The sequence below is a fragment of the Leeuwenhoekiella sp. MAR_2009_132 genome (assembly GCF_000687915.1).
Classification (GTDB): Bacteria; Bacteroidota; Bacteroidia; order Flavobacteriales; family Flavobacteriaceae; genus Leeuwenhoekiella.
Map to the genome: position 1 here is coordinate 191,422 of NZ_JHZY01000004.1, position 13,789 is coordinate 205,210.

The 13,789-nt window shown below is 36.5% G+C and carries 13 protein-coding genes and 1 tRNA gene; 11 read left to right on the forward strand and 3 right to left on the reverse strand.

The features are described from left to right. The first annotated feature begins 53 nt into the window (after positions 1–53). From P164_RS09270 to P164_RS09320, 11 genes are all read left to right on the forward strand, one after another. Positions 54–1,097 carry a M28 family metallopeptidase gene (locus P164_RS09270; protein ID WP_028376117.1) on the forward strand — a complete coding sequence of 348 codons (1,044 nt, stop codon included), beginning with the start codon at positions 54–56 and terminating at the stop codon, positions 1,095–1,097. A 165-nt stretch (positions 1,098–1,262) separates the two neighbouring features. Continuing rightward, positions 1,263–1,691, forward strand: a complete 429-nt coding sequence (locus tag P164_RS09275; RefSeq protein WP_028376118.1) for a MauE/DoxX family redox-associated membrane protein — start codon at positions 1,263–1,265, stop codon at positions 1,689–1,691. 203 nt (positions 1,692–1,894) lie between these two features. After that, positions 1,895–2,620, forward strand: coding sequence for a DUF2490 domain-containing protein (locus tag P164_RS09280; protein WP_028376119.1), 726 nt, complete (start codon positions 1,895–1,897; stop codon positions 2,618–2,620). 1 nt (position 2,621) lies between these two features. Then, positions 2,622–3,638: an inorganic phosphate transporter gene (locus P164_RS09285; protein WP_028376120.1), complete on the forward strand. Its 1,017-nt coding sequence runs from the start codon at positions 2,622–2,624 to the stop codon at positions 3,636–3,638. A gap of 140 nt (positions 3,639–3,778) precedes the next feature. Continuing rightward, positions 3,779–4,378, forward strand: a complete 600-nt coding sequence (locus P164_RS09290) for a GNAT family N-acetyltransferase (RefSeq protein ID WP_028376121.1) — start codon at positions 3,779–3,781, stop codon at positions 4,376–4,378. 333 nt (positions 4,379–4,711) lie between these two features. Beyond that, entirely contained in the window at positions 4,712–7,009 is a 2,298-nt protein-coding gene (gene katG, locus P164_RS09295; protein ID WP_028376122.1) for a catalase/peroxidase HPI, read from the forward strand. A gap of 204 nt (positions 7,010–7,213) precedes the next feature. Then, positions 7,214–7,807 carry an outer membrane beta-barrel protein gene (locus P164_RS09300; protein ID WP_051621317.1) on the forward strand — a complete coding sequence of 198 codons (594 nt, stop codon included), beginning with the start codon at positions 7,214–7,216 and terminating at the stop codon, positions 7,805–7,807. 151 nt (positions 7,808–7,958) lie between these two features. Beyond that, on the forward strand, positions 7,959–8,804 hold the full coding sequence (locus P164_RS09305; RefSeq protein ID WP_051621318.1) for a hypothetical protein: 846 nt from the start codon (positions 7,959–7,961) through the stop codon (positions 8,802–8,804). 158 nt (positions 8,805–8,962) lie between these two features. After that, the gene (locus P164_RS09310) at positions 8,963–9,592 is read left to right on the forward strand and encodes a hypothetical protein (RefSeq protein ID WP_028376123.1); all 630 of its coding nucleotides are present in this window, start codon (positions 8,963–8,965) and stop codon (positions 9,590–9,592) included. A gap of 53 nt (positions 9,593–9,645) precedes the next feature. Continuing rightward, positions 9,646–10,398 carry a hypothetical protein gene (locus tag P164_RS09315; RefSeq protein WP_028376124.1) on the forward strand — a complete coding sequence of 251 codons (753 nt, stop codon included), beginning with the start codon at positions 9,646–9,648 and terminating at the stop codon, positions 10,396–10,398. Positions 10,399–10,554: 156 nt separating this feature from the next. Then, positions 10,555–11,391, forward strand: a complete 837-nt coding sequence (locus P164_RS09320) for an alpha/beta hydrolase (protein WP_410503389.1) — start codon at positions 10,555–10,557, stop codon at positions 11,389–11,391. Positions 11,392–11,474: 83 nt separating this feature from the next. On the opposite strand, the gene P164_RS09325 is transcribed toward P164_RS09320, so the two are convergent. From P164_RS09325 to P164_RS09335, 3 genes are all read right to left on the reverse strand, one after another. Further along, positions 11,475–11,550: transfer RNA gene (locus P164_RS09325), tRNA-His, on the reverse strand. A gap of 87 nt (positions 11,551–11,637) precedes the next feature. After that, positions 11,638–12,354 carry a bacillithiol biosynthesis deacetylase BshB1 gene (gene bshB1, locus P164_RS09330; protein ID WP_028376126.1) on the reverse strand — a complete coding sequence of 239 codons (717 nt, stop codon included), beginning with the start codon at positions 12,352–12,354 and terminating at the stop codon, positions 11,638–11,640. Between the two features lie 209 nt (positions 12,355–12,563). Next, positions 12,564–13,739 (reverse strand): trans-sulfuration enzyme family protein, encoded by a 1,176-nt coding sequence (locus tag P164_RS09335; protein WP_028376127.1) that lies wholly within the window; start codon positions 13,737–13,739, stop codon positions 12,564–12,566. Positions 13,740–13,789 lie beyond the last annotated feature (50 nt).

Below are 13,789 nucleotides of genomic sequence, written 5' to 3' on the forward strand. Positions count from 1 at the left end.
AATTCACATACAGCAAAAGTGTATTTTTAAAATCTTTAAAATCAAAATCCTTTATGAAAAAAATAATGTGGATGACCGGTGTATTGGCAAGTGTATTGCTCGTTAAATGCGGTCCAAAAATGAATGAAAATACAAAAGGCACCTCTTCTGAAACTTCTATGAGCGATGTTGATCCTATGCCATTTGCAAATAGCATCACAGCAGACGAACTTAAAGAAATGCTTTATGTGTACGCTTCAGATGAGTTTGAAGGTCGCAATACCGGTGAGCCAGGTCAGAAAAAGGCGGTAGCCTATTTAAAAGAATATTATGAAAATCAAGAAATAGCGTCAGCTTTAGATAGCACCTATTTTCAAACAGTACCTGAAAGTTTTTTTAGAGCCGGCAGTGGCATAAAAGCTTCAGAAAACGTAGTTGCTTATATAAAAGGAAGTACTAAGCCAGATGAGTATATAATAATTTCGGCACACTTAGACCACGTAGGCGTAAGCGATACCGGTGAGGTTTTTAATGGTGCAGATGATGATGGTTCTGGTACAGTAGGACTTTTAGAAATCGCCGAAGCCTTTAATGAAGCTGTAAAAGCAGGATATACTCCACAACGCTCAATTGTATTTTTACATGTTACTGCAGAAGAGAAAGGCTTATACGGTTCTCGTTATTATGCAGAAAACCCAATATTCCCTATTGCTAATACGGTAGCAGATCTCAATATAGATATGATAGGCCGTGTTGACGATGCACACAAAGACAACGAGAATTACATTTATTTAATAGGTTCAGATAAATTGAGTACTGAGCTAGACAGCATTTCTACTGCTGTAAATAACAAGTATATGAATATTGATCTTGATTACACCTATAATGATGAAAACGACCCTAATCGTTTTTACTATCGTTCAGATCATTACAATTTCGCTAAACAAGGTGTACCTATAATTTTCTATTTTAATGGGGTTCACGCAGATTACCATAAAGTATCTGATACGCCAGATAAAATTAACTACCCTATGCTTGCAAAAAGAAGTCAGTTGGTATTTTTAACCGCCTGGGAACTTGCCAATCGTGCCGACCGTATTGTGGTTGATAAAAAATAATCTTTGCGCTACGCGAAAACTTCAAAGCTCCTTAACTTTTTAAGGAGCTTTTTTTATTTACAAATAACTGGTAAGACTGTACCGTGTCTAGAATTTACACATCCTTTAACACTACCCGTTTAGAGAGCTACTTACTTTTGTCACTTAAAGCCAACTTTAATCATTATGAGTACCGAAACGACAAAAACACAAAATGTATTTAGAATACTTTTGGGAAGTTTAATGACACTTGCGGGTGTGGGCCATCTTACTTTTCAGCGAGATGAATTTCAGGCTCAAGTGCCTAATTGGCTACCCACAGATCCTGCATTTATAGACTTTGTAGTATTGGCTTCCGGGGTGGTAGAAATACTTTTTGGTCTGTCGATGATTTTCTTAGTGAGGTATAAAGTCAAAGTAGGACTGGCTTTGGCGCTCTTTTACGTCTTAATATTTCCCGGTAATATCTCACAATATACAAATGGCATAGATGCTTTTGGACTTGATACAGACGGCAAACGCCTTATGCGTTTGTTTTTTCAACCGGTACTAATTCTTTGGGCACTGTGGTCTACAGGTGCACTAAAGTTTTTATTAAAAAAAGGAACTAAGTAGTCTCAATAACTGTTTTGCTTGATCAAATATCAATAGAGTTAGGATATCAACTACAAATCTAGAAAATTAAGACACGTTCTTTAAAGTTTACTTTCCACTCCTAAAATTCCCTATAATAATTTCAACAGATAGATATATGAATCAAATTTAAATCTATATTTAATCCCTATAAACCCTATAGGAATTATAGATATTAATTTGTAATGATAAATAGTAAAATCTGTTTTTTTACGTACAGCTTTTTGCTGGCATTTAGCACGTTTCTAAATGCACAGAAAACGATAGATCATCAGCAGCTGCTCTGGACCGGCTATTCTTTAAAATTAAAAATTAATGAATCCTACCAGCTACGGCAAGAAATAGAAGAGCGCACTTATTGGTTTCCGTGGAGACAGCACCAGTTTATAGCACGTACTATGGCAGAACGCAAACTTTCAAAAGGGTGGAGTGCTGCTGCAGGTTTAGCCTATTTAGAACAAACTTCACCTCAAGATCCCACAATTAAATCATACACTACGACCGCCGAATTAAGACCGCTCGCAGAGCTCGCTTATGCTCAGGAGTTGGGTGCAAAACTATCTTTAAATCATCGTTATTGGGGCGAATTTCGGTTTTTTGAACAACCCGATGGTTCTTTTGACTTCGGTAATATACGGGCCAGATATAAGCTAGAACTGCGCTATGCTCCCACTGCGCAACTCACCTTTAAAGCCTTTGATGAAATTCACTTAAATATAGGTAATAGCATCGTTCAAAATGTTTTTGATCAAAATCGATATGGCTCAAGCGCCCAATATATGTTTATTGAAAATCTAGGCATAGAACTGGGCTATTTTAACTGGTTTCAGCAACGGGCTTCGGGTACAGATTTTTACAACCGCAACATCATACGCCTCACCATTCATCATAAATTAAAGCTCAAGAGTTAATATGTCTAATCTGGTTCACATACTTACCATTCCCTTTTTACTGGCGATGTTTCTGGCTATCAATATGGGCGGTAGCGGTACAGCTCCGGCTTTTTCTGCAGCCTACGGTGCAAACGTCATAAAACGTTCTATAATACCGGGATTATTTGGTATAATGGTTATAACTGGTGCACTTCTTGCCGGTAAGGAAGTATCACTAACACTGGGTAACGGCTTGCTTGAGCAAAGTTATTTTACGCCGTTTAATACGGCCGTAATTTTATTTTCGGTAGGCTTATCGATTTTTATATCTAATCTATTAGGTGTACCACAATCTACGAGTCAGGCAACGGTGCTTTCAATAGCCGGTGCAGCCACCGCACTTGACGGTTTAAATACATATAAGCTTTTTTATGAGGTTATTCCGGCCTGGATTATTCTACCACTTGTTGCATTTCTTATAATGCTCATCCTTTCAAAATATATTTTTCCACAGTTAAAAAAACGAGTAGTTACAGCAAACTATACGCATTTAGGAAAGCATAAAGCTTTAAAGGTTATGCTTATTATATCTTCACTTTATGTGGCCTTTTCTATAGGTGCAAATAATGTTGCTAATGCTGCAGCTCCTATTGCTTCTCTTACGGCTAACGAAATTGGTGAAGAGGCCATTCAAAACTTTTTACCTATCATTATTCTTTCGGTATTAATTGTTGCGCCTTGTTTTGCAATAGGTAGTTCATTACTAGGCCATAAAGCCACAGAAAAAACCGGGAAAGGTATTGTAGAAGTAAGTCCGTTTTACGCTACAATAATTGCCATGCTCGTTGCCAGTTTATTACTAACAGCATCTGTTACAAAGGGGATCCCTACCTCACTCGTTCAACTTAACGGTGCTGCATTTATCGCCTTAAGCATTAGTAAAAATGGCTTTAAAGAGACCTTTAAAAACAAAACGGTAAAACGCTTTTTTACGGTTTGGAGTATCGCTCCTATATTTGCTTTTATTTTAACTTACCTCCTTATCACCTACATCTAGACACAAAAACTTTATACCTACTGCGGAATAGAAAAACAGTTCAATATAATTTTCTACATTTAAGGTGAAGTTTTCAGTATTCAAAACTTCTATTAGGAGTCAAGTCCAATTATTGAAACTTCACTACGTAATTGCACCACATGGAAAACTGGATTGAAGAAGAACTTGTTTTAAAAAGTGATACGGTTAAATTAATTCCGTTAGAGAAAACACACCGCGATGGACTTCTAAAAGCGGCTTCAGACGGAAAATTGTGGGAGTTATGGTATACTTCTGTCCCTTCGGCAGCTAATATAGATGCTTACATTGAAACTGCGCTAAATCAAAAAGCACAAGGTCTTGAATATCCATTTACGGTATTTGATGTAAATACAGATACTATCATAGGCTGCACCCGTTTTTACACCTTACAGCCCGAACATCGCCGACTTGAAATAGGGTATACCTGGTATGCCCAAAGTTATCAGCGTACCGGCGTAAATACGCATTGTAAATATCTATTATTGCAGTATGCTTTTGAACAATTAAACTGCATTGCTGTACAAATAGTGACCAACTGGTTTAATTTAAAATCACGGGAAGCTATTGCGCGATTAGGAGCTAAGCAAGATGGTATTTTACGCAATCATCGCATAAACCGTGACGGAAGTTTCCGGGATACTGTAGTATTTTCTATTACAGAAACCGAATGGATGAGTGTCAAGAAAACTCTAAACTATAAAATGGCATATTATTCTTAATTTAATGTAACAGCTAAAATTGCAGCTCTACAAACAATTAATAAAAGCTTTTGTCACATCACGCTTAAAAACTACTTATTCGCTCAAATTCCTTAAATTAAGTTTTATTACCACAAGACTTTCCTCAGAAAAACATCCTGAATCCTAGGTTTTATACAAAATTTAACGCCTACAACGCTAGATTTTACGAGGTATCTAATATTTTTAAAGGGTGTATTAAAATAAGGATTTAGAATGCATACAAAATGCTATTCAAAACTTCTGTTGATTTTGTAAATCACCTGTTTCTTCCCCATTTCAAAATACATATAATCAAAAAAAAAAAAAAGAACTATGAAAGACATTAGTAATCCTGAAGGTCTCGAGCAATGCCCATTTCGCGGTACACGTGTAGGAGGCGCTTTAGGAACAGCACCACAAATTGATGACTGGTGGCCTAACCGCTTGCAAGTAGAATTATTACATCAGGAACAACCTGTTTCAAATCCGTTAAGCAATGAGAGCTACAAAGAAGCATTTAATAAGATAGACTTACAACAGCTTAAGGCAGATATTAAAGAGCTCCTGGTCACTTCTAAAGATTGGTGGCCTGCAGACTACAACAATTACGGTCCGCAGATGATACGCATGGCATGGCACTCTGCCGGTACCTACCGTATTGCAGACGGTCGTGGTGGTGCAGCCCAAGCGATGCAACGCTTTGCTCCTATTAGCTCCTGGTGGGATAACGGAAATATAGATAAGTCCCGTCGTCTTATCTGGCCTATAAAAAAGAAATATGGGGCAGCAATTTCCTGGGCAGACCTAATTGTATTAACGGGTAATTGTGCCTTAGAAATTATGAACTTCCCAACCTTTGGCTTTGCTGGCGGTCGTCGCGATGCCTGGGAACCCGATCGCAGTACCTATTGGGGACCAGAATTTTGGGATGGTAAGCGAGTAAATGAAGTTCCTAAAAGCACAGATCATTTAGGTCATCCTGATGAGATGGTAAGTGAAAAATTACGTTGGGTAGGTGGTCCTAAAGATGCATATCACGATTTAGAGAATCCGTTAGCGGCAACGCACTCTAACTTAATTTATGTAAATCCTGAAGGGCCGGGCGGAAATATGGATCCTATGGATTCTGCGCGTAACATTCGTGAGTCGTTTAAACGCATGGCGATGAATGATGAAGAAACGGTAGCTTTAATTGCCGGTGGGCACGCTTTTGGTAAAAGTCATGGCGCAGTACCTGCAGATAAAATAGGCGCAGCTCCAGAAGCAGCACCTTTACATCAGCAAGGTTTTGGATGGCACAACCCTGTAGGTAATGGTAACGGTGCCGATACTTCTACAAATGGTATTGAGGGATCGTGGACACCCAACCCTACAAACTGGGACAACACGTACCTTACTAATCTCTTTGCTTTTGAATGGAAGCAAGTAAAAAGCCCTGCAGGCGCAGGACAATGGACACCTATAGACCCAAATGCTCCCAAGACACCAGATGCCCATATACCCGGCAAGATTAACGATTTAATGATGATGACGTCTGATATCGCATTAAAAGTAGACCCTGCTTATCGTGAGGTTTGTGAAAAGTTTTTGAATGACTTTGACTATTTTACAAATGCTTTTTCTAAAGCCTGGTATAAATTAACGCACCGTGATATGGGACCAAAAGACCGTTATTTAGGTCCTGAAGTTCCTGAGCAGGATATGATCTGGCAAGATCCTACCCCAAAACGTGATTATGACCTTATTGATGCTGCTGATGTTGCGACATTAAAGCAAGCTATTTTAAATAGCGGTCTTAGCATCTCGGCATTAGTAAATGCTGCGTGGTCTTCTGCTGCAATTTATCGCCATAGTGATAAACGTGGAGGCGCAAACGGTGCTCGTATTGCTTTAGAACCTCAGAATAATTGGGACCTTAATCGACCCGAAGAACTTAATCTGGTTTTAAACACGTTAAAAGACATAAAAGCCAACTTTAAAAATACGCAGAGCGGAAACAAACAAGTTTCTCTTGCAGATTTAGTAGTTCTGGGTGGTTGTGTTGCTGTTAAAAAAGCTGCGCAGGATGCTGGTTTTGAAGTAGACGTTCCTTTTACTGCCGGTCGTACCGATGCAACACCAGAACAAACTGATGTAGAAAGCTTTGAATGGTTAAAACCTGTTTCTGACGGTTTTAAAAATTATCATAATGACAAGGTAGGTTATAAAGTGGAAGCCGAACGTATTTTCTTAGATCGTGCTCAACTTCTATCTTTATCTGCGCCAGAATGGACCGTACTTGTAGGTGGACTGCGTGTTTTAGATCAGAATTTTGATTATTCTAAGCACGGGGTATTTACAGAGCGTCCCGGCCAATTGACTAATGATTTCTTTCAGGTGCTTACCAGTATGGAATATGAGTGGAAACCTCAAAATCAGGAAGAAACTTTATTTAATGTAAACGACCGCACTACCGGAATGACTAAATACACCGCAACCCGCTGCGATTTAATATTTGGTTCTAATCCGCAACTGCGTAACCTGGCTGAAGTTTACGCTGCAGATGATTCACAAGAGCGTTTTGTACACGACTTTATAGCTGCCTGGGATAAAGTGATGATGCTAGACCGTTATGACGTTAAAGACGAGTAGAAATTAGACGTTAGAATATATAATATGCCCGATTGCTGCAAAAGCTCTCGGGCATTTTTTATGGGGTTTATGTAAAAAAAAAGCAGAATTATTTATTTAAATAAGTTCAATTTTAAACGGAATTTCAACGGATATTTAGATTGAAAATAACTTGATTTATTAAGATTTGAATAATTATATTCGTTAGTAATCAATCAACTAACAATGAATAAAAAATCAAATAATTATTGCACCGCAGCAGCACTATTCTTTACTCTTTTTTGCAGTATGCAATTGCTTTCACAAAAACAAGGAAGATTTCTGGATGTCTCTATAGGATTAGGCATAACTGCCCCAATGGACGAAAGTGAAACCGGCAATGAAGATTTTATAAGTACCGGGTTTTATGCACAGGGAGAATATGTAATGGGTCTTAAAACCTGGTTTAGTTTACGCCCCTATGCCGGGTTAATTTTGACCTCAGATAGAAATAGCTCTGAATATGCAGATGCACCTAATTATGAAGTAACCTCAAATGCTTTTTTGCTGGGTGGTAAAGCGCGCTTAGTTGCACCCATCCCGTGGGTTGCGCCTTACGTCGAGTTAGGTGTGGGACTTTCTGCTGGATCGTTTAAAACCTTGACTCCGTTTACCACTCTTGATAAAAAGGGTGTTTTTGTACACATCCCGGTTACTCTGGGTGTCGCTCTGGGTCCTCAAAATAATGTAGATCTCGAGTTTACCTACTACTTCCACCCTGCTTTAGAACAATTCTCAGGTGCAGCCGCTGTTGGGCTTACGATACCTGTAAATTGGTAAATTCTAATTTGTTTGATTATAGATAAGCGTAAAAGAAGCCTTTTATATATATATATTTAGAGACTAGTATTAAAATAGATATAACACAACTTGTTGTGTTAGTCGCACGTTGCCAGTAATTAGAAGAACAACAAGTAATTAAAGAAACAATATGACAGAAAAAGTAAATCGGATAAATAGTCCATTAACCATAATAGCCATATTCGCTGCATTGGCGGAGGTTAACGCTACAATTGCAATCGGATTAATAGACGATAACCTGCATTATATTTTTATTTGGTTCGTTATTGGTTTTCCTACCCTTTTAGTATTATTATTTTTTATTACATTAAATTACAACACTAAAGTTATGTATTCGCCAAGTGATTTTAGAGAAGATAAAAACTTTATTGATTCGCTCTATGGTCAACGAACTGATAAAAACTTGCTTGAGGAATCATTCGAAGACAATTCTCAATCGATTGAAGAAATTGAAACGAAGTTAATTAAATCAATTAATGAGAAAATAGAACAAGTTTCTGAAGGAAACTTAACAAAAGAAGACTTAACCTCATTATTAGAATCTCAAAAATCGGAGATAAGGAATGTCACTAATGACTTTTCTAATGAAATTATTTACCCACACGCATTGAGAAAAGAATTTGCGAAATGGGTTTCGTTTCCGGCATATTTACCTATTTTATATGCAATCATAAAAGAAAATGCTAAATCTATTTCAGCTCTTCGGAAAGTAGAAAATAAATACAATCTCTCAGGTCGTTGGTATATTGGTGGAATAAATGGCCTTAAAAGTATTATTGATAAAAATGAAGATAAAATATCAATTAAAGAGGAACTCATTGAACCATTAACTAAATGGATTGAAATGAATGAATCTACAATCTTAGAAATTATTGATGTTTTCGGTTTGAAAAATGATCCAGATAATGAAGACGATAATTCTAGTAAAAGTATTCAAGCAAAATCTAGATATAAAACTCAAAAACTTCAATTTTAATAACTACTGGCAACACCGTATATAAAAAATTGCTGGTGTTATGCTAAAACAAAGGTCGTTGCACGTTTGCTATATCTGATTTTCCTTCGGAAAATCCTCGCAAACAAACACGCAACTTTCCATATACAAACACGTTAGCGGAAATTTAAAAAAAGCAGATGAAACAAGAACTAATTAATAATAAAGTATTCTGTGAAAACATAAAATCGCTCATAAAACTTTCCGAAGATTCATTAAATTTAATTGAAAAGCAAAATTCAGAATTTCACTATAAACTAACTAAAGGAGAAACTGACGAAAATTGGCTAGACGAAAGTGCTCATCTTGCAAATTCCGATTGGATACTATTAAATTCAATATTTATAAGTATGTTTTCTCATTTTGAATTCAGATTATTTCGTTTGTGTAAAATTCTTGAAAAAGAATCAGTTAGCCAAATAAAAATTGAACATTTAAGTGGTTCAGGAATAACGAAGTTTTATAATTATTTGAGTTTAGTCGCTAATATAAAATCTGCTAACAAAAATGCAACTTACTATAATGAAATACAGAAGTTTCAAAAAATTAGGAATCTAATAACGCACAATGGAGGAATGCTTTTGACTGATAGAAAGAAAGATATTACTAAAGAGGACAATTACAAATTCTTAAAAGAACATAAAGTGGTAGTTGCCGGAAGTTTGGGAATTATAAGAATAACAAAGACTAATTTTCTCATATATTTTGCCAATTTGATTTTTAAAATTATTAATGAGATAACAGAAGATATTAATATAAACTTCCGCTAACACACGATACAAGCAATTTGGGCATTAGGCTTAATGGAAAAATTAGTTTGTATTTGGAAGAATTAGGCAAATCTGAATTCAAAATTCCGCACCATTTATTGCTATACGAGACCGTTATACACAATTTGAGAAGAACCGTAAAAATATCGACAATAATTACATTTCTAATTTTAAATTCTTGCAATCTGAAAAAATCAGACACTGATAAATTCAAGAATTTAAAAAAAGAAAACGATTCTATATATTACAAATATGAAAGTGAAACAATCGACAAAATCAGATATGAGTTTTTTATTGATAAAAATGGAGAGTTTAAAATAAAAGATGAATCAGGAGAAATACAATTCTCACAAGTTGAAAATATAACGGATTTTGAAATAAAAGACTTTGATCTAGATGGATATAAAGATGTAATTATTATTCATCCATCTAATAGAGTTTTGGAAACTTTATTAATTTACAATTCCAGTTTACAAAAATTTATTCTTATTGATAACTTCACTAATTATCCTAGCTCTAAAAAAATCGAAACCAGTAGATTTTATTATTCTTATCAAGGAGCTGGCTGTGCCCAAAATGATTGGATCAGTCACTTGTATTTTATAGATAACTATAAAATCATTGATAAAGGATTGATTGTCGGGTATGGATGCTTAAAAAATGAGAAAAACGGAATTTATATTTACAAGATTGCAGAAAAAGATACGACCCTGATAAAATATATAAAGAACGAAAATGGATTTGGACAAGAAAAATTTGATTTAATAGATAATTATTGGAGTAATAATCTCGAAAAGTTTAATTAAAAAAACTGTGTACAACACCGGTATCCGTTGCACAAGCCTCTAATTCTCAGAAAATCTCTTTTATTTAAAACGCTTATCTTGATAGCTATCGGGTTTTACACCTGGTGATCCTTTACTAAAATACCTATCTCCAAAAAATCTTAAAAATTAATCAGAATAAAAACCCTCTTCGCTCTTTTACTTCTAAAAGCAACTCTTGCTGCTGCACAAACAGCAACAGCTAATGAATCCCGGTTTTACACAGATTACATTTACAGCACGCATTTAAAAGAATACCGCAAACACAACGTGTATCTACCCAAAGATTTTGATCCTGTACAAAACTATCCGATTATTTATGCCACAGATGGCAGTAGAAAAACGGAAGGCAGTTTCTTTAAAAAGACTTTAGATTCTTTAATACAAAATAACATCATAAAACCGGTGCTTTATGTAGGAAGTCATTCTAACAGTAAGATCGCAGACAGCACCAGTAGGACTACGGGAGATGGTTCAAAGTTCTATATGCAGTTCCGTAATTTTGAATATGTAGATAACAAACCGAGCCGCATTCAGGATTCTATGGTAGTTGACCGGTTTCCCAATCATATGCTTTATTTTACCGAAGAACTCATCCCAACAGTAGAAAAAGAATTTAATCAAAAACTCACCAAAGAAGACCGCTATTTTTATGGGGTTTCAAACGGCGCAGGCTTCGGAATGAGTATGCTAAATATGCATCCTGATCTTGTAGGCACGTATCTGTGTTTTTCGACATTTGGCGGTGCAATTCGACGTTCTGAATGGAAAAAAGACGTTTCTTATCCCGATTTATTTTTGATCTATGGCAGTGAAGAATTTGAATTTCTTAAAAAAGACGCCGAATTCTTAAAATCTAAATACAACGAACTTAACGGGGATGCCGAAATCCGGGAGTTTGATGGCGGTCACGATTATAAAGTCTGGAATCGCGAGTTTACTAATACCATAAGCGAGCTGCTAAAAAAGGAGTAAAATCAAATTCTCAACCGATCCCTTTCCTTCAAAACCTATACAAACGAAAAAATCCCTGCATTTCTGCAAGGATTTTTACTTCCGGGTGGAAGATCGGTCTCGAACCGACGACCTCCTGAACCACAATCAGGCGCTCTAACCAACTGAGCTACAACCACCATTTAAAAAACATAATTCGCTAGCGATTTATGCGGGTGCAAATGTAAAGCAAATACCTATTATGAGCAATACATTATAATAAAAATTTTAAATCAAATCAAAAATTGAGTCTACAGCTGCGTAACGTTCTACTGTAAAGCCCTCTGCATACTCAGTTCCTATTAATCTTCCCAGATCTTGCGCACGGTATCGTATGCTTTCCTGAAAATTCTTACTGCTTATCGGCGTATTGTCTTCTCCTGCCTTAGGATCGTAAAACTGTGACCCATACGCCATCACAGATTGCATCTTAATATCTATAAACCCGGTAATATCTACAACAATGTCGGGTTTTAAGTTTTTCCACTGAATGTAATGATACACATGTTTGGGTCTCCATGCCTCCTGTAGCTGCCCGTCCTTATGAGTTTCAATTTTTTTAAGTCCACTTAAAAAACACGCATCACTAGTGAGTTTACTGCCTTTACCGTGATCGATATGACGGTCGTCTATAGCATTGCATAATACAATTTCGGGTTTGTACTTGCGTATAATTTCAATGATGCGCAGTTGTGATTCTTTATCATTTACAAAAAAACCGTCTGCTAATCCTATGTTTTCGCGTACGCTTAAACCTAAAATTGCTGCTGCAGCTGCCGCCTCCTGATCACGTATTTCTGCAGAACCACGCGTTCCAAGTTCGCCTCTGGTTAAATCTAAAACGCCACATTTTTTACCGCGACTTATTTCTTTTGCCAGTACGCCCGCACAGGATAATTCTACATCATCGGGGTGAGCGCCAATAGCTAATATATCTAATTTCAATACGTTGTCTTTTTATAAGGTAATTAAGTCGTAAAAACCTATTTAAACTAACTCGGGGCTTTAGTTGTTTAGAGTTAGTCGTTCACTATTTAGCGTAGCTATTTAGTTTACAATATTACTTTTAAACCTACTGTCTCAACTTTTATCAATGACACTTGACTCAAAATATAATCTTTGACGTTAAACCTATTAATAAAAGTGCAAAACAGTTAAATACTAAAATTCAAACTATCCTTAACTACTTTTTCTAATGCTTGTTCTAAATCTGCGATTAGATCTTCTTTGTCTTCTATACCTACCGAAAACCGTAACAAACCATCGTTGATTCCCTGATGCTTGCGCTCTTCGGCACTCAATAAAGCGTGTGAAGTTTGTGTAGGCGATAAAATAGTAGACTCTACCCCGGCAAGACTCATCGAGGGTTTAATAAGTTTTAATTCCTTTAGAAAGGCAGCTGTATCTAGTTCTTCAGACAATTCAAAAGAGAGCATTCCACCAAAACCGCTCATCTGTGATTTTGCCAACTCATAGTCTGGATGCGACTTTAAACCCGGATAATAAACAGCCTGTATTTCCTCTTTTTCATCTAACCATTTCGCTAGCTTCTTCGCATTTTTATTCTGTTGCTTAACTCGTAATACCAGAGTTTTTAAACTGCGTTCAAGCATCCACACGCTAAAGTCACTCAAGCTGCCACCCAGATTTTTGGCTTTATGCCAGATCTGCTCCATATGTGCATTGGATGCAGCTACCGCGCCCGCAAGAATATCACTGTGACCGCCCATATATTTAGTAGCACTGTGTAAAATAATATCTATACCGTATTGTGCTGGATTTTGATTTACCGGTGAAGCAAATGTGTTATCAATCATAGTTACAATACCTTTAGCCTTTGCAACCTCTGCAATCATTTGCATATCGGTAATGGTCATTAATGGGTTTGAAGGCGTCTCAATATATAAGACCTTAGTATTTGCCTGTATGGCTTTTTCAAAATCTTCACGAGCCAAACCATCTGTAAAGGTGTATTCAATACCCATTTTTGAAAACTCTTCTTCTACCAGATTAAAGGTTCCGCCGTAGAGTGTTTTTTGTAAAACTATATGATCGCCGACATTTAAAAACGCTAATAAAGCCGTGCTTACCGCCGCCATACCACTACCAAAAATCATCCCGGCTTCTGTGCCTTCTAAAGCAGCTATTTTTTTGCCCAACATTTCCTGATTAGGCGTATTGAAATAACGCGGATAGCGCTTTACCGCAACATCTTCATAAGCATAGGAAGTTGACATATATATAGGCGAAATAGCCCCTTTGAACTGGGTATCTTCCACTTCACCCACGTGGGTACAAATTGTATTTTTTCCGAATTTAGGATTGGTCATGGAACTTATTTTTAATGAGCAACTAATTTACAAAAAGCAGCAGTAAAATG

What these genes read in the sequence shown, in the direction of transcription:
- P164_RS09280 (WP_028376119.1), top strand. Translation starts at nt 1,895, where the DNA reads ATGATAAATAGTAAAATCTGTTTTTTTACGTACAGCTTTTTGCTGGCA.
- P164_RS09290 (WP_028376121.1), top strand. Translation starts at nt 3,779, where the DNA reads ATGGAAAACTGGATTGAAGAAGAACTTGTTTTAAAAAGTGATACGGTT.
- P164_RS09310 (WP_028376123.1), top strand. Translation starts at nt 8,963, where the DNA reads ATGAAACAAGAACTAATTAATAATAAAGTATTCTGTGAAAACATAAAA.
- P164_RS09285 (WP_028376120.1), top strand. Translation starts at nt 2,622, where the DNA reads ATGTCTAATCTGGTTCACATACTTACCATTCCCTTTTTACTGGCGATG.
- katG (WP_028376122.1), top strand. Translation starts at nt 4,712, where the DNA reads ATGAAAGACATTAGTAATCCTGAAGGTCTCGAGCAATGCCCATTTCGC.
- P164_RS09275 (WP_028376118.1), top strand. Translation starts at nt 1,263, where the DNA reads ATGAGTACCGAAACGACAAAAACACAAAATGTATTTAGAATACTTTTG.
- P164_RS09305 (WP_051621318.1), top strand. Translation starts at nt 7,959, where the DNA reads ATGACAGAAAAAGTAAATCGGATAAATAGTCCATTAACCATAATAGCC.
- P164_RS09300 (WP_051621317.1), top strand. Translation starts at nt 7,214, where the DNA reads ATGAATAAAAAATCAAATAATTATTGCACCGCAGCAGCACTATTCTTT.
- P164_RS09335 (WP_028376127.1), bottom strand. Translation starts at nt 13,739, where the DNA reads ATGACCAATCCTAAATTCGGAAAAAATACAATTTGTACCCACGTGGGT.
- P164_RS09270 (WP_028376117.1), top strand. Translation starts at nt 54, where the DNA reads ATGAAAAAAATAATGTGGATGACCGGTGTATTGGCAAGTGTATTGCTC.